The sequence below is a fragment of the Streptomyces sp. NPDC003023 genome (genome assembly GCF_042888225.1).
Lineage (GTDB): Bacteria > Actinomycetota > Actinomycetes > Streptomycetales > Streptomycetaceae > Streptomyces.
This window is the reverse complement of sequence record NZ_JBIAPL010000003.1, coordinates 359,809-378,394: the sequence shown is the minus strand read 5'-3', so window position 1 is coordinate 378,394 and position 18,586 is coordinate 359,809. Positions and strand designations below refer to the sequence as shown.

The following is an 18,586-nucleotide window of genomic DNA, read 5'->3' as shown; positions in this document are numbered from 1 at the left end:
ACCCGCCCCCCGACCCCCGACCGGCGCCCACCGGTCTCCGGCCCCCGACCGGCGCCCACCGGTCTCCGGCCCCCGACCAGCGGCCGCCCGGCCCCCGCTCACCGGCCGTCGATCGCGGGCCGCCCGTCCGCTCAGCGGCGGCCCGAAGGGTCCGGCGGGGCGGTCCGCATCCAGTGGCCGTCGGTCGTCCAGCCGAGAAGGCGTCGCGCCCGGCCTCCGTCGGCTGTGCCGTCCGCGGCGAAGTGTCCCCCCGCGGCGGCCAGGCGCAGCCCCGCCGTGGCGGGGCCGAGACGGGCGCCGACGTGCCAGGGGTGGCGGGCGACCTCCTCGTCCAGCTGTCCGAGCACCCGGTCCCGCTGTTCCGTGTCGCACAGCGACAGGTGGAAGAGCATCTGGCGCCAGGCGTACGCCGCGTCCTTGATCGTGCCCAGCGGACGGGGATGGTTGTGCACGCGGGCGGTCAGGCGGCACACGGTGACGAAGCAGCGGCGGGCCAGTTCGTCCCAGCCGGGCTCCGGTGCGACACCGATGCGGTGGACCAGTGTGGCGAGGTTGTGGGTGGTGAGAATCTGCGCCTGCTCGATGATCTTTCCGTTCGCGGCGACGGACCACGAAGCACCGCCGCCGGCCCGCTCCGCGCACAGGGCCGTGAGGCCGGGGGACGTCCGGGCCCCGTAGGAACGGTTCAGCGCCTCGCTCGCCTCGGTGATCGCCATGTTCCGGATCGCGGCGTAGTCGATCCCGTAGTAGCGCTCGTACAGCGTGCCGCGCAGCAACTCGGCCGCGTCCCTGGCGGCACGGAGGAACTTGGGGCCGAAGGTCCCCATGAAGATGTCGGCGGCCAGCTCCTCGACCAGGGGTGCTCCCGTGTCGGCCTGGCGGGCCAGCACGCCGAACTCCCGGACGAGCGGATTGGGCAGGACGGTGCCCGGAAACGCCTGGACGGCCAGTTCGCCGAGTCGGCGCAGTGCCGTCAGCGCGGGCTCCTCCGCCGCCGGACCGTCCGCGCGGTGCGCTGCGGCCGCCCGGACCCAGGGCAACTCGTCGACCCGCACCTGCTGCTCCAGATTCAGGAGGAGCAGCGAGCGACGGGTGCGGAACGCGCGGTAGTTCGCGGCCATCAGCGTCCGCAGCGACTCGCCCCGGTAGCTCTGCCCGGTGGTGGCGGCGACCTGCTGCGGCACCAGCTCCGCCAGCACCTCGGCCGACGGCACGACCCCCCGCTCCACGAGCGTGCCGAGCGGTGCGCTCAGCGAGCCCTCGACGACCTGCCGGATCGCCGGCGGGATCGTCGCACCGGCACGGAGTCCGGTCTCCCGGTGCTCCCGCTCGGTCACCGGGGCGACGAGCGGAGCGATGTCGGTCGCGCCGGACTCCTGCGGCAGGACCGCGAGACGGCCCACCACCACCTGTGCGACGGCATGGTGGGAGGGCAGCGCGGCATGGCGGGCCTGCTCCTCGCGCAGCGCGGAGTGGCGCTCGGAGCCGGGCAGGCCGCGCTTGCGGACCATGGACGTGACGGCGTGCCGCAGCAGCCCGAGCCGGCGTGCGTCCAACGGACGTCCGGCCACGGCCTCCTCGAGCGCGCCACGCAGAATGCCCAGGTTCTCCCGGCGGTCGCGGTGCTTCCCGCACAGGTCGTGCTCCACCGCAAGCCGGCGGTAGCGGCGCAGAAGTTTTGCACCGCGCTCGTTCCAGCCGGGGTCGGGGACCGCGCTGCCGACCGCCTCTCCGGGTTCGGCCGTCTCCAGCCAATGGGCGAGCAGTTCGTCCGCGAACGGACGCCAGACGGTCAGCGCCTCCCGTTGGGCCTCGACCGCCCGGTTCGGCCCACGGCGGATCAGCGTCACGACCGCGTCGCCCACGGTGCGGCGGTGCACGGCCGTCACGTCCGGCGCGGGCCGGTCGGCGGGCCGGGGTGTGAAGCGCAGGTCGGCGGCGAACGGGGCCAGTTCCGTGACGAGTTCGAGGGCGGCGTCCGTCTCCCCCTCGCGTACCAGCCAGGCCACCGTCAGAAGGGCCGCCTCCTCCGGCACGGCCACCTCGTAGCAACCGCTGTCCAGCAGCTCCCACAGCTCGGCGAGACCGGTCTCCGTGAGGCTGTGGGCGAACAGCGCCGCACGCTCCTGCGGCACACCCGCACGGTGCGCGGCTTCGGCCTCGTAAGGCAGGAGCGGGCCTGCGGCGCTCGCGCGGCCCGTGGCGAAACCGCCGTGCAGGACCTCGAGGGTGACCCAGGAGGGCAATCCTGCCGCCGGGCTGCGTGAACCGATGCGCAGTCGGCCGTCGGCCATCTTGGTGAGCACGGCACGCCAGCCCTTCGCCCTGGTCTCGGCCCGGCGGCGGGTTTCGGCGTCCTCGTGGAGCACCGCGGTCGTGCGGGCCCTGGCCAACCGGCTCCAGGCGTACGCCGACGACGCGGTGATCGGCTGCTGCTGCTCAGCGTTCTCGTTCATAAGCCGACGTGGCGGGTTCCGCCCCCGCGCCCTCCGGGTAGGAAGCCCGGCGCTCTGCTGCTGAGCTACACGTCGATGGCCCGAAACTAGCCACCCGACGGGACGCCGGGCAACGCCATTTCGCCCGCCGGCAGCAGGCCTCAGCCCGCGACCGCGACCGACGTCGCCACCGTGACCGCGACCATCGCCGCCTGCATGTTGCGGATCGCCTCCCGGACGCTCGCGCCCGCCCACTGGCCGTCGGCGATCTCCGTCATCCTCGGGGTGATCTGCTTGCGGGGGACGTCGGGGAAGGCGAGCCGGTGCAGCTTCGCACAGTGGATCAGGGCGACCAGGCCGGCCGTGCGGTCGTCCGGGGCGGCGTCATGGAGGACGACCGCGGACAGGCGCTCACGCAGTTCGCGCTCGGTCGAGCCGTCCGCCTCCGGGTAGCGCTTCACCGGGAAGAGACCGAGGACCTTGTGCTCCTCCTCCGCCACCAGGCCCCGTTCGCGCAGGCTGCCGATCGTGGCGCCCACGGCCTTGGAATGGTCCTTGGCCAGCCAGTCCGTGATCTTCGGCGGCTTGTTCCTCCTGCCCGCCCAGGAGGCGAGCTGCTCCAGGCGGCCGTCGAGGAGCGCGGTGCCGGTGGGTGTCGTGTCCGGGATCCGGATCCGTCCGTCCTCGACCGAGACGCGGTCCGCCAGGACGAGATCGAGCAGGATGCCGCCCGCAACGGCCCACCCCGCGGACTGCCGGTCCTTGGCCGCCCCGGACTCGTCGTCCAGCGACAGCAGCATGATCTCCTCGCCCAGCGTGACCGTCATGCCCGTTCCCCTCGTCCGGTTGTCCATGATCGGTAGGACGGGCGGGCCGTCCGGCCGGTTCCTTCGGGACGGCCCGGGCCGGGGGTGAAGCAGGATGGGCGCATGTCTTCGACCGTCGCGGCCCATGACGCCCCTGGCACCGTCCACCTGGCCACGGACACCGGGCAGAACTTCCTGGCCGTCTCCGGGACCCTGCTCCTCGGCCTGCTGGTCCTGTCGTCGCTGTGCGCGTACCTCTTCCCGGCGTTCGCGGCCCGAGGCCGTTTCGCCGCGCCGACCCGTGCCGGGACGCTGCGGGACGTGGCCCTGATGTGTGTGGCGGCGGCGGCCGCGATCCATCTGTTCGGCGTCCTGTGCTACATCCGCCTCGAGAACCAGTGGTACACCTGCGGGCCGCAGCGGTTCGGGCACTCCTCGTCGAAGGACCGGCCGGATCTGGAGTACATGCAGGAGAGCCTGTTCCCGGTGCGCTCGGTCTGCCGATGGTCGGACGGGTACACGTACGACTTCGTGCCCGCCTTCGTGAACCCGGCGATCGCGGCCCTGCTGGTCCTCGCCGCCGTGGCGGCGGGCGTGGCCCTCGGCCACGCGGGGACTCGGCGGGGCCGGGGTACGGGAGAACGGGGGAGCAGCGCTCCTGTTCCCGGTGGACGAAGCCGGCCGTGAGTCGTGAGGCCCGCACCAGCGGGAAGCCGGAAGCGCGCACGCGCTTTCTCCCGAGGGGCCGGCCCACGCGGCACCGGCGTCACGCGGACGCCGGCGCCCCCGTGTTGACGTGCACGGAGGCTATGCGGTCGAGGTCGTCGAACAGGACCTCGATCGTGCCGCCGTCCGGGAGGCCCGCGCTCAGACGGTCCTCCGCGTGGCGCTGCGGCAGGTCGTGGTGGCCGAAGTAGCCGGCGACCACACGGCGGGCGGAGCCGCCGACGAGGCCGGCGCCGGTGAGCAGAACGCGCGGCAGGGCGATGGCGTCGGGTTCGGCGCGGGGGACCTGCGGATCGTCGGCGACCATGTACGCGCGGCCGTCGGCGCTCGCCTGCACGCCGATGTACCCGGTGGCGCCGAGCACGCCCATCGCCGTGAACGCGAGGGTCTCGGCGGCGCGGCGGGGGTCGTCGTGCATGGCGAGGGGGACCAGTTCCTCGGTGAACTCAGGCAGCCCGTGTGCGTGGCCGTGGCCGCGGAGCCGCTCGGCCGCCGCGACCACCGGTGAGCCCGCGAAGCCGGGGTTGGCCCAGGCCCACAGCCACGACTGCTCGTTGACGTCGAAGGTGCCGAGGAGCGAGATCCTCAGCTCCCGTCCGGACTGCCGGTACAGGCACTGATCGAGGTCGGCGCTCCACTCGCCCACGGGCATGAACTCGTTGAATCGCTCGAGCTGTTCGGCGCCCCAGGCGGCGTGCTGCTCGGTGAGACGGACGAACGGGTCGCTGAAGGTCGTGGCCATGATCCAAGCCTAAGGGCCCGGGTGAGGACGCCCGCGGCCGCGGGCCGAGCCTCAGGAGATCTGCCAGACGGCCATGGTGGGACGCTGGGCCGACGGCTTTCCCACGGAGGCGTCGTTCGTCGCCTCGAGATTGCCTCAGGTCGATTCGTAGTCGATTCGTACGTGAGCTCTGCCGCCAGTTCTCCGCCGCGGCTGACCCTGATCTCGTCGATGTCCAGTTTCCCGTCCTCGTAGGTGCCGGATCGGCGCCGGCGTCCGCTTCGACCTCGTCCCGCGCCGCAGAGGAGTGCAGCCACGCTCCCGTGACAGTGCCCGTGGCGGTGATGATCGCGGCTACGACAGCGCAGACGGCACCGAGGAACGCGATTTTCTGTGCGCTGCGTCGAGAGCGCGGAACCAGGTGCGCAACCGCCTCAGCGCTCCGCTTCTCGGCGAGGTACGTGCAGGTCCGGGCGGGCCGGGATTCGGTGGCCCGGATTCATGGGCGGCGGGCCGTTGGTCGTCATATGCCACCCGCTTCGCGCGTGAGCCGAGTCACTTTCCGTGAATCGTTGCGCATGGTTTTTCGGCTTCCGGGCAGGCGGCCAGATCGCTGGGTCAGGTGACCAGTTGGAACAAAACGGGAATGAAGGGCAAAACGCAACGTGTCGGCAGTACAGCAGACCATCCACGCGGGCGGAGAGTGGCGCTTCGCCGTCTCCGGCGCCACGCGCGACATCATCGACCCCGTGGACGGGAGCGTCTTCGCCGTCGTGGCCGAGGGCGGCGTCGTCGACACCGATGAGGCCGTCGCCTGCGCCCGTGCCGCGTTCGACGACGGTACGTGGCCCCGTACCCCGGTCGCCGAGCGGGCCGCCCTGCTGCGCCGCGTCGCAGCCCTCCTGGAACGTGACCGCGAGAAGATCGGCGCTCTGGAGAGCCAGGACGCCGGGAAGACGCTGGAAGAGGGCCGCGTGGACGTCGACTGCGTGCGCGACGCCTTCGTCTACTTCGCCGACCTCGTCATGAACGAGAGCGGCGGGCGGGTCGTCGACGCCGGGTCCGACGACATCCACAGCGTGGTGGTGCATGAGCCGGTCGGGGTGTGCGGACTGATCACACCGTGGAACTACCCACTCCTCCAAGCGAGTTGGAAGATTGCCCCGGCCCTCGCCGCGGGCAATACTTTTGTGATCAAGCCCAGCGAGATCACGCCGCTGACCACCGTCGCCCTGATCGAGCTGCTGATCGAGGCCGGACTGCCCCCGGGCGCGGCGAACATCGTGACCGGCCCCGGCGACCAGGTCGGCGCGCGGCTGGCGGAACACCCCGACGTGGACCTGGTCTCCTTCACCGGCGGGCTCGTCAGCGGCACGAAGGTCGCCCGCGCCGCCGCCGACAGCGTCAAGAAGGTCGCCCTCGAACTCGGCGGCAAGAACCCGAACGTCGTCTTCGCCGACGCCTGCACCACCCCCGAGGGCTTCGACACGGCCGTCGACCAGGCCCTGAACGCCGCGTTCATCCACAGCGGCCAGGTCTGCTCCGCCGGTTCCCGGCTCATCGTCGAGGAGTCGCTGCGCGAGCGGTTCGTCGCCGAACTGGCCCGCAGGGCGGAGAGGATCCGTCTCGGCCGCGGCACCGACAAGGGCGTCGAGTGCGGCCCGCTCGTCTCCGCGCGGCAGCTCGCCAGGACCGAGGACTTCGTCGCCTCCGCACTCGCGGAAGGCGCTGTCCTGCGCGCCGGCGGCGAGAAGCCCGAGGGGCCCGGCTACTTCTACCGGCCCACCGTCCTCGACCACTGCCACCGCTCCATGCGCGTGGTACGCGAGGAGATCTTCGGCCCGGTCCTGACCGTCGAGACCTTCCGCACGGAGGACGAGGCCCTGGCCCTCGCCAACGACACCGAGTACGGCCTCGCCGGCGGCGTCTGGACGGCCGACGCGGGACGCGCCCGGCGGATGGCCCGGCTGATGCGCCACGGCACCGTGTGGATCAACGACTTCCACCCCTACCTGCCGCAGGCGGAGTGGGGCGGCTTCGGCAAGTCCGGCACCGGTCGCGAACTGGGGCCCACCGGCCTGGCCGAGTACCGCGAGGCCAAGCACATCTACCAGAACCTCGCCCCGCGCCCCGTGCGCTGGTTCGCGGGCTGAGCAGGGGAAACGCACCATGACCGACCACATTCACGAGTACGACTACGTCGTCGTCGGGGGCGGCACCGCCGGCTCGGTGATCGCTTCCCGCCTCACCGAGGACCCCGCCGTCACCGTCGCCGTCATCGAGGGCGGCCCCAGCGACGTCGACCGCGACGACGTGCTGACCCTGCGGCGCTGGATGGGCCTGCTCGGCGGCGAACTCGACTACGACTACCCGACCACGGAGCAGCCCCGCGGCAACTCGCACATCCGGCACAGCCGCGCCCGCGTGCTCGGCGGCTGCTCGTCGCACAACACCCTCATCGCGTTCAAGCCGCTGCCGTCCGACTGGGACGAGTGGGCCGAGGCGGGCGCCGACGGCTGGGACGCCGCGGCGATGGACCCGTACTTCGCGAAACTGCGCAACAACATCGTCCCCGTCGACGAGGCCGACCGGAACGCGATCGCCCGCGACTTCGTGGACGCCGCACAGGCCGCGCTCGACGTGCCGCGCGTCGAGGGCTTCAACAAGCAGCCGTTCCACGAGGGCGTCGGCTTCTTCGACCTCGCCTACCACCCGGAGAACAACAAGCGCTCCTCCGCCTCCGTCGCCTACCTGCACCCCTTCCTCGACCGGCCGAACCTGCACATCGCGCTGGAGACCTGGGCGTACCGCCTGGAGCTGGAAGGAACGCGGGCGACGGGCGTGCGCGTACGCGCGAAGGACGGCGAGGAGCGCCTCGTACGGGCGCGCCGCGAGGTGCTGGTGTGCGCGGGCGCCGTCGACACGCCCCGACTGCTGATGCACTCCGGCATCGGACCGCGCGCCGACCTGGAGAGGCTCGGCATACCCGTCGTCCACGACCTGCCGGGCGTCGGCGAGAACCTGCTCGACCACCCCGAGTCGGTCATCGTCTGGGAGACCCACGGGCCCATCCCCGAGAACTCCGCGATGGACAGCGACGCCGGACTCTTCGTACGGCGGGACCCCGAGTCCGAGGGCCCCGACCTGATGTTCCACTTCTACCAGATCCCCTTCACCGACAACCCCGAGCGGCTCGGCTACGAACGCCCCGCGCACGGCGTGTCGATGACCCCGAACATCCCCAAGCCCCGCAGCCGCGGCCGGCTCTACCTGACCAGCGCCGACCCCGAGGTCAAGCCCGCGCTGGACTTCCGGTACTTCACCGACGAGGACGACTACGACGGCCGCACCCTCGTCGACGGGATCAGGATCGCGCGCGAGATCGCTGCGCGGGAACCGCTCGCGGGATGGCTGAAGCGCGAGGTCTGCCCGGGGCCCGAGGTCACCTCCGACGAGGACATCAGCGAGTACGCGCGCAAGGTCGCGCACACCGTCTACCACCCGGCCGGAACCTGCCGGATGGGCGCCGTCGGCGACGAACTCGCCGTTGTCGCACCGGACTTGAAGATCCGGGGCCTCGAAGGCGTCCGGATCGCCGACGCGTCCGTCTTCCCGACGATGACGGCCGTCAATCCGATGATCGGTGTCCTCATGGTCGGCGAGAAGTGCGCCGACCTGCTGGGCGCGGAAGCCGACGAGAGGGGCGGGAACCGATGAAGTCAGATCCCACGAAGCAGACAGAGCCGACGCAGTCGCAGTCGCAGCCGCAGTCGGTCACCAGGGCGCCGGACGCGAACGTGCCGGACGCCGACGTGTCGGTCACGAGGGCGTCCGACGCCGGCGTGCCGGACATGCCGGTTCCGGCCGTGAAGGCCGGCGGACCGGGCGACGCCGCCGACGACCCACAGCCGCCCGTCTTCTCCGTCCGCGACCTGTGGAAGGTCTTCGGACCGAAGGCCGCCAAGGTCCCGGCCGACCCGGAACTCGCCGCGCTCGACCCCGTCGAACTGCGCGAACGCACCGGCTGCACCGCCGCCGTGCGCGACGTCTCCTTCGACGTCCGCAAGGGCGAGGTGTTCGTCGTCATGGGCCTGTCCGGCTCCGGCAAGTCGACGCTGGTGCGCTGCCTCACCCGGCTGATCGAGCCGACGTCCGGATCGATCGGGATCGACGGCGAGGACGTGCTCTCCATGGACACCACGCGGCTGCGCGAACTGCGCCGCCACCGTGCGTCCATGGTCTTCCAGCACTTCGGTCTGCTGCCGCACCGCTCGGTCCTCGACAACGTCGCCTACGGCCTCGAGATCCAGGGCATGGGCAGGGCCGCGCGCCGCTCGCGCGCCGCCGAAGTCGTCGCGAAGGTCGGCCTGGAGGGCCTGGAACACCGCAGGCCCGGCCAGCTCTCCGGCGGTCAGCAGCAGCGCGTCGGGCTGGCGCGCGCCCTCGCCGTCGACCCCGAGGTGCTGCTCTTCGACGAGCCGTTCAGCGCGCTCGACCCGCTGATCCGCCGCGACATGCAGGAAGAGGTCGTACGGCTGCACCGTGAGGAGGGCCGCACGATGGTCTTCATCACCCACGACCTGAGCGAGGCGCTCAAGCTGGGCGACCGCATCGCCCTGATGCGCGACGGCCGGATCGTTCAGCTCGGCACCCCGGAGGAGATCGTGGGCGCCCCCGCCGACGACTACGTACGGGACTTCGTCCGCGACGTGCCGCGTGAGCAGGTCATGACCGTGCGCACCGCCATGCGCCCGGCCGACGGCGACGAGGGCGAGGCCGGCCCCGCGCTGGCCCCCGGCGCGACCGTCTTCGAGGCGATCGAGGCCGTGGCCCGTACCGGACAGACCGCCCGAGTCGTCGAGAACGGCCGCTGTCTGGGCGTCGTCGGCCATGCCGACCTGCTGGGGGTCGTGGCGGGCACGACCACTGCCAAGGGGGTGGCCGCGTGATCCGCGGACCGCATCCGACTCCGCGCCGGCCCGACGACGGGCGGTGGCCCCGATGACCGCTGCCGTGTCCGCGCCCGCCGCGGAGAAGAAGGCCGTCACCGGCCCGTCGCTGCGAGACGTCCTGCGCCATCCCGTCAAGAGCAAGCTGCTGGCGCTCGCCGTGCTCGCGGCGGTCCTCGTGCCCGCCGGGATCACGCTGTGGGGCAGCGGCACCTGGCCGGCGGCCCTGCACATCGACATCTCCGGGCCGCTCGACGACGCCAACCGGTGGGTGATCGACAACCGGGACTCCCACCCGCTCTTCCTGTACTTCCTGCTGCACCTGTCCAACACCGCCACCGACGCGGTCGGCGGCGTGTACGACGTGCTGCACTCGATGGGCTGGGTCGGGGTGCTCGCCGTCGGTGTCCTCGTCGCGTGGCGCGCCGCCGGACTCGGCCGCGGCGGCCTCAGGGTCGCCGCGACCGCCTTCGGCGCGTTCGCGCTGTGCGGCCTCCTGGGCATGTGGGACGCCACACTGCTGACCATCGCGCTGATGGTCGTCGCCGTGGCACTGGCCGCCCTGGTCGGTGTGCTGATCGGCCTGGCGGCCGGCCTGTCCGACCGGATCAACCGCGCGCTGCGCCCGGTGCTCGACACGATGCAGGTCCTGCCGGCCTTCGCGTACCTGCTGCCGTTCGTGCTGGTCTTCGGCACCGGCACACCGGCCGCGCTGTTCTGCACCGTCATCTACGCCGCCCCGCCCATGGCCCGCCTCACGGCTCTCGGACTGCGCGGCGCCGACCCCTCGGTGCTCGAGGCGTCCGCCTCGCTCGGCGCGAGCCCGTGGCAGCGGCTGCGGACCGCCCGGCTGCCGCTCGCCCGCCGGCAGATGCTGCTCGGCCTCAACCAGACGATCATGATGGCGCTGTCGATGGTCGTCATCGCCGCGCTCGTCGGCGCCGGCGGCCTCGGTGAAGAGGTGTACTCGGCGCTCTCCACCGTCGATGTCGGCAAGGCGCTCACCGCCGGTATCCCGATCGTGCTGATCGCCATCTGGCTGGACCGTACGACGGCGGCGGCCGGCGACCGCATCGGCGGCAGCGTCCCGGGCGGCGGACTGCTGCACGGCCGCTCCGGCTGGGCCCTGGTCGCGGCGGGTGTCGCCGCGGCCGTGTCGGCCCGCTTCCTGATCGGCGGTGCGTGGCCCGAGGCCTGGACGTTCGACATCTCCACGCCCGTGAACAAGGCACAGAGCTGGATCACCGAGCACTTCTCGTCCGGCATCCCGGTGCTCGGCGGCACCGAGGTCTGGTCGGAGCAGTTCACCGTGTGGATTCTCAACCCGCTGCGTGACGGCCTGCTCTGGCTGCCCTGGTGGTCGGTCCTGCTGATCGTGGCGGCCCTGGCCTGGCTGGTCGGCACCTGGGCGACCGCGCTGACGGCCACCCTCGCCATGTCGGCGATCGGCGTGCTCGGCGTGTGGACGAAGTCCCTGAACACGCTCTCGCAGGTGCTGGCCGCGCTGGTCGTCACACTGGCCCTCGGCGTGCTCGCGGGCATCGTGTGTGCCCGCGCGGGGCGCCTCGAGCGCTTGCTGCGGCCCGTTCTCGACGCCATGCAGACGATGCCGCAGTTCGTCTACCTCATCCCGGTCGTGGCGCTCTTCGGAGTCACCAGGGCCTCGGCGATCATCGCCGCCGTCGTGTACGCCCTGCCCGCGGTCGTACGCATCACCGCGCAGGGCCTGCGCGAGGTCGACCCGGCGGCCATGGAGGCGGCGCGCTCACTCGGCGCCTCGACCAGGCAGCAGCTCTTCCAGGTCCAGTTGCCGCTCGCCCGGCCGGCGCTTCAACTCGCCGTCAACCAGGGCGTCGTACTGGTCCTCGCCGTGGTCGTCGTCGGCGCGCTCGTCGGCGGCGGGGCGCTCGGCTACGACGTGGTCAAGGGCCTGTCCCGCGGCGAGATGGGTCTCGGCATGACCGCCGGTCTGGCGATCGTCTGCCTCGGCCTGGTCCTCGACAGGGTCACGCAGCCCGCCGCCCGCAAGCACAACCGACCGTGACCCACCCCAGACCCACCACCGACGTCCCCGTCACGAACAGCAGGAGCACCATCATGATCATGCGAAACCGCACCAGAGCCGTCCGTACCGCCACCGCCGTCGTCGGTGCCCTGGGCGTCCTGACGCTCAGCGCGTGCAGCGCCGCGGAAACCGGCAAGAGCCAGGACGCGGCCGGCGGTGACAAGACCGTGAAGCTGACCGTTCCCTCCTGGGTCGGCGCGCAGGCCAACACGGCAGTCGCCGAGTACATCCTCGAGAAGGAGCTCGGCTACACGGTCAAGTCCCAGCAGATGGGCGAGGTGCTCGCCTGGGACGCGCTCTCCAAGGGCGACGTCGACGCGATCATGGAGGACTGGGGACACCCCAAGGAGGAGAAGCGGTACGTCGACGACAAGAAGACCGTCGTCAAGGGCGGCGACCTCGGTGTCACCGGCCACATCGGCTGGTTCGTGCCCAAGTACTTCGCCGACGCGCACCCCGACGTGACGGACTGGAAGAACCTCGACAAGTACGCCAAGGAGTTCGCGACCGCCGAGAGCGGCGGCAAGGGCGAGATCCTCGAGGGCTCCCCGGACTACGTCACCAACGACGACGCGATCATCAAGAACCTCGGCCTGAACCTCAAGACCAACTACGCGGGTTCCGAGGCGGCGCAGATCACGGCCATCAAGAAGTACGTGAAGGAGAAGAAGCCCTTCCTCACCTACTGGTGGACGCCGCAGTGGCTCAACGCCGAGGTCGAGCTCGTCGAGGTCAAGCTCCCGGAGTACAAGGAGGGCTGCGACGCCGACCCGAAGAAGATCGCCTGCGCCTACCCGAACACTCCGCTGCAGAAGTTCCTCAACGCCGACTTCGCGAAGAACGGCGGGGACGCCGCCGAGTTCCTGAAGAACTTCAAGTGGTCGACCGAGCAGCAGAACGAGGTCGCGCAGATGATCGCCGGGGAGAAGATGTCGCCCGGGGCCGCGGCCGAGAAGTGGGTCGAGGCCAACGAGTCGACGTGGAAGGCCTGGTTGCCGAAGAAGTAGGGCCCGGACCGGGTCCAGGTCGTGCCCGGGGACGTGGGCCCGACCTGGACCCCGGCCCGGCGGCCCGGTTCCGGAGGGGCGCGGCGGCGGCCCGGTTCCGGAGGGCCACGGCTGCGGCGGCCCGGGGCTTTGACCCGGGCCGCCGCTCCGTCACGCCCCGCCGCGCGGCGACTCTGCGGCCCGAGCCGCCTTCGCCAGGTCCACCGCCGCCTTGAGGCTCAGTCCCGGCGCCGCCTCCCGCAGGGCCTTGATCGCGGAGACCGAGTCCGCGGGGCCCTGCACACCCGCCGCGTCGAGACGCTGACGTACCCAGTGCGCCCGCAGTTCCTCGTACGTCGCGGCCGACGCGTCCTCCACGATCTCCAGGGCCAGTTCGAGTCCCGGCCGGTCCTCGGGGGCGGCCCGGTCCAGGGCGGCTCGGACAGCGGCCGTGATGGCGTCCGCGTCGCGCACCACGACGACCGGCAGTTCCTGCTTCGTGAGTCCGAACATGAACCGATCGTCACTGCTGACGACCGGCCCCCACAACGCAGTTGAGCGCCTTCAGAGCTTCCCGGCCGCCGCTGGTCCGCGCAGCCCGGCCGCGATGCCGGCGACCGCGCTCTGCGCCAGGCGCTGCAGCCCGGGGCCGAAGGTGATCCGGGTCGCGCCCAGGCGGCCCAATTCGGCCACGGGCGGGTCCGACGCCGGTGCCCACACGTTGACAGGGGCGTCCGTCGCCGCACGCAGCAGCGGCAGTTGCCCGTACGGAACGGTGATCGGGTACACGCAGTCCGCGCCCGCCCAGGCGTACAGCCGGATGCGTTCGACCGCCCGCGCCGGATCGCCCACCCCGCGCAGGAACGTGTCGACGCGGGCGTTCACGAACAGCGCGTCACCCGCTTCCGCGCACACCTCCGCCAGCCAGTCGGCATGCCGGAGCGGATCCCTCAGCACGCCGGTCGCCGCGTCGCTGTCCTCCAGGTTGCAGCCCACCGCTCCCGTTTCCAGGATCCGGGCCACCAGTTCCTTCGGCGGCAGACCGTAGCCGCCCTCGACGTCCGCGCTCACCGGGACGTCGACGGCCCGCGCGATACGCGCGACGGCGGCGAACATCTCGTCCGCCGGGGTCCTGCCGTCCTCATGGCCCAGCGACGCGGCGACCCCCGCGCTCGGCGTCGCGAGGGCGGGAAAACCCGCGTCGGCGAAGGCGCGGGCACTCGCCGCGTCCCACGGGCCGGGCAGTACCAGCGGATCGGCGGCCTCCCGGCCGTGGTGAAGCGCGCGGAACACCTGCGCCTTCGCGGTCATCGTGCTCCCCTCAGTGCTTGCGCGAGCCGGGCGTGTAGTGGCCGGGAACCATCCGGGAGGACACGCCGAAGCGGTTCCAGGCGTTGATGACCGTGATCGCGGAGACCAGGTGGGCCAGTTCCGTCTCGTCGAAGTGCTTCGCGGCCTTCGCGAAGACCTCGTCGGGCACGAAACCGTCGGTGAGCACCGTCACCGCCTCGGTCAGCTCGATCGCCGCGATCTCCTTCTCCGTGTAGAAGTGCTGCGACTCCTCCCAGGCGCTGAGCTGCACGATCCGCTCCACGGACTCGCCGGCGGCCAGCGCGTCCTTGCTGTGCATGTCGAGGCAGAAGGCGCAGTGGTTGATCTGGGAGGCGCGGATCTTCACGAGCTCGAGCAGCGTCGGGTCCAGGTGCTTACGCGACGCCTGGTCCAGCCTGACCATGGCCTTGTAGACATCAGGGGCGAGTTCCGCCCACGGAAGACGGGGAGTGTGCTCGGGGGCGTTGGCCTCGTTCGTGGTCGTCATGGATACGACCGTAAGGGGAGCGTGGCGCAGGGATAAGGTCCACTTTCATGACCGAATCATGGGCCACTTTCGGTGCCGACCTCCATCTCGAGCTACGCGGGTCCGGGCTGCGGCAGGGCCTGATGGACGCACTGCGGGAGGCGGTCCGTACGGGCAGGCTGGCACCGGGCGTCCGCCTTCCGTCGTCCCGCTCGCTCGCCGCGGACCTCGGAGTGGCCCGGAACACCGTGGCCGACGCGTACGCCGAGCTGGTGGCCGAGGGCTGGCTGACCGCCCGGCAGGGCTCCGGCACACGGGTCGCCCAGCGGTCGGAGCCGCGCAAGGCCGCCGGCGGCACGATCAGGTCGCACCCGCCGCGCGTGCGCCCCGCCTACAGCCTGATGCCGGGCAACCCCGATCTCGCCGCCTTCCCCCGTGCTCAATGGCTGAAGGCCGCACGGAGGGCGCTCGGCGCCGCTCCTCACGAGGCGTTCGGCTACGGCGATCCGCGCGGCCGCGTAGAACTGCGGACCGCGCTGGCCGACTACCTGGCCCGGACGCGCGGTGTGTACGCGGACCCCGGACGCATCGTGATCTGTTCGGGCTTCGTGCACGGGCTGATGCTGATGGGGAAGGTGCTGCGACAGCGGCGGGTGCGGGCGGTGGCCGTCGAGTCGTACGGACTCGACGTGCACTGGAACCTGCTCACCGAAGCGGGCCTGCGCATCCCGGCGCTTCCGTTCGACGCACTGGGCACCGACACCAGGCCGCTGGCCCAGGGGGCGGCCGAAGGAGCACAGGAGGGGGCGGCCGAGGGAGCGGAGGAGGGAGCGGAGGAGGGGGCGGCCGAGGGGGCGGCCGAGGGGACGGGCAGGCGCGGCGGCGAGGCCGCGGTCGGCGGTGGGCTGCGGGGCGTCGGCGCGGTGCTGATGACACCCGCCCACCAGTTCCCCCTCGGGATGCCGCTGCACCCCGACCGGCGCGCCGCGGTCGTCGACTGGGCGCGCAGAACCGGGGGCGTGATCCTCGAGGACGACTACGACGGAGAGTTCCGCTACGACCGCCAGCCCGTCGGCGCGCTCCAGGGCCTGGACCCCGAACGCGTCGTGTACCTCGGCACGGCGAGCAAGTCGCTGGCCCCCGGACTGCGACTGGCGTGGATGGTGCTGCCGCAGGAGCTGGTGGGCGAGGTGCTCGAGGCCAAGGGCGATGTCGACTGGGTGTCGAGTGCCCTGGACCAGCTCACCCTGGCGGAGTTCATCGCGTCGGGCGCCTACGACCGGCATGTACGGGGAATGCGGCTGCGTTACCGGCGCCGGCGCGACCAGCTGGTGCGACGGCTGGCCGAACACGCCCCCGGAATCCGGGTGAGCGGCATCGCCGCGGGGCTGCACGCGGTCCTCGAACTGCCGCCCGGCACCGAGGGGGCCGCGGTCCGGGCGGCGGCGTGGCAAGGGCTGGCCGTGGAGACCGCGGGGCGTTTCCGGCATCCTGACGTCCCGCCGGGCCGGGACGCACTCGTCGTCGGCTACGCCACTCCGTCGGACAGCGCCTGGTCGGGCGCGCTGGACGCGCTGTGCCGGGCACTGGGCTGAGGCCGGGGGAGAGCAGCGCCCGGCCCTGCCGGTTCAGCCCACGTCGGCGGCCAGTACGGTGCGGATCCGGTCGAGGCCCCAGTCCAAATCCTCCTTGCTGATCATCAGCGGTGGGGCGATCCGGATCGTCGGCCCGCGGGTGTCCTTCACCAGCACCCCGTGGTCCACCAGCTTCTCCGAGACCTCCCGGCCGGTGCCGAGACGCGGCGCGACGTCCACACCGGCCCACAGCCCTCGTCCGCGCACCTCGGTCACCGTGCCGTCGCCGACCAGCAGGCCCAGTTCACGGTGGAGATGGTCACCCAGTTCGGCCGAGCGCTGCTGGAACTCGCCGGTGCGCAGCATCGCCATCACCTCCAGGGCGACGGCGCAGGCGAGCGGGTTCCCGCCGAACGTCGAACCGTGCTCACCCGGCCGGTGGACACCGAGCACCTCCGCGGACGACACCACGGCGGACACCGGCACCACCCCGCCGCCCAGCGCCTTGCCCAGTACGTACATGTCCGGCACCACGCCCTCGTGCTCGCACGCGAACGTCCTCCCGGTCCGGCCCAGCCCGGACTGGATCTCGTCCGCGACGAACAGCACGTCCCGCTCCCGGGTGATCTCGCGGACTCCGGCGAGGTAGCCGGCCGGCGGGACGTGCACCCCCGCCTCGCCCTGCACGGGCTCCAGCAGAACGGCCACCGTGTTCTCCGTGACCGCCGCGTCCAGCGCGGTCAGGTCCCCGTAGGGCACGATCTCGAAGCCGGGCGTGTACGGACCGTGGTCGGCCCGTGCCTCCGGGTCGGTCGAGAAGCTGATCAGCGTGGTCGTACGGCCGTGGAAGTTGTTCGACGCCACCACGATCTTGGCCATGTTGTCCGGCACCCGCTTGACCCGGTAGCCCCACTTGCGGGCTGTCTTGACCGCTGTCTCCACCGCCTCCGCGCCCGTGTTCATCGGCAGGACCGCCTCCATGCCGCACAGCTGGGCGAGCTGTGCGCAGAAGTCACCGAACCGGTCGTGGTGGAAGGCGCGGGAGGTCAGCGTGACCCGTTCCAGCTGTGCCCTGGCCGCGTCGATCAGCCGGCGGTTGCCGTGTCCGAAATTGAGCGCCGAGTACCCGGCGAGCAGATCGAGGAATCGGCGGCCCTCGACGTCCGTCATCCAGGCGCCCTCCGCCGTGGCGACGACGACCGGCAACGGGTGGTAGTTGTGCGCGCTGTGCGCCTCGGCGGAGGCGAAGGCTGACGTGGTGTTCCGCACGGGTCCTCCGATCGTCGTCCGGGCCTGCAGCAGGGCGGAGGGGTCGTGAACCACCGCCCTGCTTCCATCGTCGCGCTTCCGCCGCGTGACGCCACGGCTCGCGGTGTGGACGGAACGGCGCGGGCCCGGACGGAGAACGCGGCCCCCTCCGGACCCCGCTCGAGGGCCCCTTCCCGCGTCCTCACACCTTTCGTGCACCGGAGGCCGGAGATCGGTTCCGCACCTGAGAGAATGGTGTGCATGGCCTCTGACCGACCCCGTGTGCTCTCCGGAATCCAGCCCACCGCAGGCTCGTTCCACCTCGGCAACTACCTCGGTGCCGTCCGCCAGTGGGTGGCGCTGCAGGAGTCCCACGACGCGTTCTACATGGTCGTGGACCTGCATGCGATCACGATCCCGCAGGACCCCGCCGAGCTGCGTGCGAACATCCGCCTCGCGGCCGCTCAGCTGCTCGCCGCCGGCCTCGACCCCGAGCGCTGCACCCTCTTCGTGCAGAGCCATGTGCCCGAGCACGCGCAGCTCGCCTGGGTCATGAACTGCTTCACCGGTTTCGGCGAGGCCTCCCGTATGACGCAGTTCAAGGACAAGTCCGCGAAGCAGGGTGCCGACCGGGCCTCCGTGGGCCTGTTCACGTACCCGATCCTCCAGGTCGCGGACATCCTGCTGTACCAGGCGAACGAGGTGCCGGTCGGTGAGGACCAGCGCCAGCACATCGAGCTCACCCGGGATCTCGCGGAGCGTTTCAACGGCCGCTTCGGCAGTACGTTCACCGTTCCGAAGCCGCACATCCTGAAGGATGTCGCCAAGATCTACGACCTCCAGGACCCCTCGGTCAAGATGAGCAAGTCGGCCTCCACGCCCAAGGGTGTGATCAACCTGCTCGAGGAGCCGAAGGCCACCGCGAAGAAGGTGAAGAGCGCGGTCACCGACACGGACACGGTGATCCGCTTCGACGCGGAGGAGAAGCCGGGCGTCAGCAACCTGCTGACCATCTACTCCACCCTCACGGGGTCGACGATCGCCGATCTGGAGCAGAAGTACGAGGGCAAGGGTTACGGTGCGCTCAAGACCGACCTCGCCGAGGTGATGGTCGACTTCGTCACACCCTTCCGGACCCGTACACAGGAATACCTGGACGACACGGAGACGCTGGACTCGATCCTGGCGAAGGGCGCGGAGAAGGCGCGCGCGGTCGCCGCGGAGACGCTGGCGGACACGTACGACAAGTTGGGATTCGTACCCGCGAAGCACTGAGCC

Annotated in this window: 15 protein-coding genes and 1 tRNA gene; 8 read left to right on the top strand and 8 right to left on the bottom strand. The window is 71.6% G+C overall.

The window, feature by feature from the left end; genetic code table 11:
* Window positions 1–131: 131 nt before the first annotated feature.
* The 3 genes from ACFYV1_RS13505 to ACFYV1_RS13495 all read right to left on the bottom strand — a co-directional run bounded on the left by ACFYV1_RS13505 (window position 132) and on the right by ACFYV1_RS13495 (window position 3,262).
* Window positions 132–2,456, bottom strand: coding sequence for a hypothetical protein (locus ACFYV1_RS13505; RefSeq protein WP_389395617.1), 2,325 nt, complete (start codon window positions 2,454–2,456; stop codon window positions 132–134).
* 3 nt (window positions 2,457–2,459) lie between these two features.
* Window positions 2,460–2,531: transfer RNA gene (locus tag ACFYV1_RS13500), tRNA-Gly, on the bottom strand.
* A 65-nt stretch (window positions 2,532–2,596) separates the two neighbouring features.
* Entirely contained in the window at window positions 2,597–3,262 is a 666-nt protein-coding gene (locus ACFYV1_RS13495) for a GPP34 family phosphoprotein (protein WP_389395616.1), read from the bottom strand.
* 102 nt (window positions 3,263–3,364) lie between these two features.
* Between ACFYV1_RS13495 and ACFYV1_RS13490 the strand changes: the two genes are divergently transcribed.
* Window positions 3,365–3,928, top strand: coding sequence for a hypothetical protein (locus tag ACFYV1_RS13490; RefSeq protein WP_389395615.1), 564 nt, complete (start codon window positions 3,365–3,367; stop codon window positions 3,926–3,928).
* 79 nt (window positions 3,929–4,007) lie between these two features.
* On the opposite strand, the gene ACFYV1_RS13485 is transcribed toward ACFYV1_RS13490, so the two are convergent.
* Window positions 4,008–4,709 (bottom strand): DUF6882 domain-containing protein, encoded by a 702-nt coding sequence (locus tag ACFYV1_RS13485; RefSeq protein ID WP_389395614.1) that lies wholly within the window; start codon window positions 4,707–4,709, stop codon window positions 4,008–4,010.
* A 644-nt stretch (window positions 4,710–5,353) separates the two neighbouring features.
* Here ACFYV1_RS13485 and ACFYV1_RS13480 point away from each other — a divergent pair.
* From ACFYV1_RS13480 to ACFYV1_RS13460, 5 genes are all read left to right on the top strand, one after another.
* Complete coding sequence (locus tag ACFYV1_RS13480) at window positions 5,354–6,841, top strand: aldehyde dehydrogenase family protein (RefSeq protein ID WP_389395613.1); 1,488 nt, start codon at window positions 5,354–5,356, stop codon at window positions 6,839–6,841.
* Between the two features lie 16 nt (window positions 6,842–6,857).
* Entirely contained in the window at window positions 6,858–8,405 is a 1,548-nt protein-coding gene (locus ACFYV1_RS13475; protein ID WP_389395612.1) for a GMC family oxidoreductase, read from the top strand.
* A gap of 134 nt (window positions 8,406–8,539) precedes the next feature.
* Window positions 8,540–9,637: a glycine betaine/L-proline ABC transporter ATP-binding protein gene (locus tag ACFYV1_RS13470; RefSeq protein WP_389395884.1), complete on the top strand. Its 1,098-nt coding sequence runs from the start codon at window positions 8,540–8,542 to the stop codon at window positions 9,635–9,637.
* 52 nt (window positions 9,638–9,689) lie between these two features.
* Window positions 9,690–11,681 (top strand): ABC transporter permease, encoded by a 1,992-nt coding sequence (locus ACFYV1_RS13465; protein ID WP_389395611.1) that lies wholly within the window; start codon window positions 9,690–9,692, stop codon window positions 11,679–11,681.
* Window positions 11,682–11,740: 59 nt separating this feature from the next.
* Window positions 11,741–12,709 carry an ABC transporter substrate-binding protein gene (locus ACFYV1_RS13460; RefSeq protein ID WP_389395883.1) on the top strand — a complete coding sequence of 323 codons (969 nt, stop codon included), beginning with the start codon at window positions 11,741–11,743 and terminating at the stop codon, window positions 12,707–12,709.
* 150 nt (window positions 12,710–12,859) lie between these two features.
* Here the strand turns inward: ACFYV1_RS13460 and ACFYV1_RS13455 are convergent, their stop codons facing one another.
* From ACFYV1_RS13455 to ACFYV1_RS13445, 3 genes are read right to left on the bottom strand one after another with little or no spacing between them, the layout of a single operon-like run.
* Entirely contained in the window at window positions 12,860–13,201 is a 342-nt protein-coding gene (locus ACFYV1_RS13455; RefSeq protein WP_389395610.1) for a hypothetical protein, read from the bottom strand.
* 51 nt (window positions 13,202–13,252) lie between these two features.
* Entirely contained in the window at window positions 13,253–13,999 is a 747-nt protein-coding gene (locus ACFYV1_RS13450; protein ID WP_389395609.1) for an isocitrate lyase/phosphoenolpyruvate mutase family protein, read from the bottom strand.
* 10 nt (window positions 14,000–14,009) lie between these two features.
* Window positions 14,010–14,507, bottom strand: a complete 498-nt coding sequence (locus ACFYV1_RS13445; RefSeq protein WP_389395608.1) for a carboxymuconolactone decarboxylase family protein — start codon at window positions 14,505–14,507, stop codon at window positions 14,010–14,012.
* A gap of 47 nt (window positions 14,508–14,554) precedes the next feature.
* On the opposite strand from ACFYV1_RS13445, the gene ACFYV1_RS13440 reads away from it, so the two are divergent.
* On the top strand, window positions 14,555–16,081 hold the full coding sequence (locus ACFYV1_RS13440) for a PLP-dependent aminotransferase family protein (protein ID WP_389395607.1): 1,527 nt from the start codon (window positions 14,555–14,557) through the stop codon (window positions 16,079–16,081).
* 33 nt (window positions 16,082–16,114) lie between these two features.
* On the opposite strand, the gene rocD is transcribed toward ACFYV1_RS13440, so the two are convergent.
* Complete coding sequence (gene rocD, locus ACFYV1_RS13435; RefSeq protein ID WP_389395882.1) at window positions 16,115–17,329, bottom strand: ornithine--oxo-acid transaminase; 1,215 nt, start codon at window positions 17,327–17,329, stop codon at window positions 16,115–16,117.
* 240 nt (window positions 17,330–17,569) lie between these two features.
* On the opposite strand from rocD, the gene trpS reads away from it, so the two are divergent.
* Window positions 17,570–18,583: a tryptophan--tRNA ligase gene (trpS, locus tag ACFYV1_RS13430; RefSeq protein ID WP_389395606.1), complete on the top strand. Its 1,014-nt coding sequence runs from the start codon at window positions 17,570–17,572 to the stop codon at window positions 18,581–18,583.
* The last annotated feature ends 3 nt before the right edge of the window (window positions 18,584–18,586 follow it).

What these genes read in the sequence shown, in the direction of transcription:
- ACFYV1_RS13505 (WP_389395617.1), bottom strand. Translation starts at nt 2,456, where the DNA reads ATGAACGAGAACGCTGAGCAGCAGCAGCCGATCACCGCGTCGTCGGCG.
- ACFYV1_RS13495 (WP_389395616.1), bottom strand. Translation starts at nt 3,262, where the DNA reads ATGACGGTCACGCTGGGCGAGGAGATCATGCTGCTGTCGCTGGACGAC.
- ACFYV1_RS13490 (WP_389395615.1), top strand. Translation starts at nt 3,365, where the DNA reads ATGTCTTCGACCGTCGCGGCCCATGACGCCCCTGGCACCGTCCACCTG.
- ACFYV1_RS13485 (WP_389395614.1), bottom strand. Translation starts at nt 4,709, where the DNA reads ATGGCCACGACCTTCAGCGACCCGTTCGTCCGTCTCACCGAGCAGCAC.
- ACFYV1_RS13475 (WP_389395612.1), top strand. Translation starts at nt 6,858, where the DNA reads ATGACCGACCACATTCACGAGTACGACTACGTCGTCGTCGGGGGCGGC.
- ACFYV1_RS13470 (WP_389395884.1), top strand. Translation starts at nt 8,540, where the DNA reads ATGCCGGTTCCGGCCGTGAAGGCCGGCGGACCGGGCGACGCCGCCGAC.
- ACFYV1_RS13465 (WP_389395611.1), top strand. Translation starts at nt 9,690, where the DNA reads ATGACCGCTGCCGTGTCCGCGCCCGCCGCGGAGAAGAAGGCCGTCACC.
- ACFYV1_RS13460 (WP_389395883.1), top strand. Translation starts at nt 11,741, where the DNA reads ATGCGAAACCGCACCAGAGCCGTCCGTACCGCCACCGCCGTCGTCGGT.
- ACFYV1_RS13455 (WP_389395610.1), bottom strand. Translation starts at nt 13,201, where the DNA reads ATGTTCGGACTCACGAAGCAGGAACTGCCGGTCGTCGTGGTGCGCGAC.
- ACFYV1_RS13450 (WP_389395609.1), bottom strand. Translation starts at nt 13,999, where the DNA reads ATGACCGCGAAGGCGCAGGTGTTCCGCGCGCTTCACCACGGCCGGGAG.
- ACFYV1_RS13445 (WP_389395608.1), bottom strand. Translation starts at nt 14,507, where the DNA reads ATGACGACCACGAACGAGGCCAACGCCCCCGAGCACACTCCCCGTCTT.
- ACFYV1_RS13440 (WP_389395607.1), top strand. Translation starts at nt 14,555, where the DNA reads ATGACCGAATCATGGGCCACTTTCGGTGCCGACCTCCATCTCGAGCTA.
- trpS (WP_389395606.1), top strand. Translation starts at nt 17,570, where the DNA reads ATGGCCTCTGACCGACCCCGTGTGCTCTCCGGAATCCAGCCCACCGCA.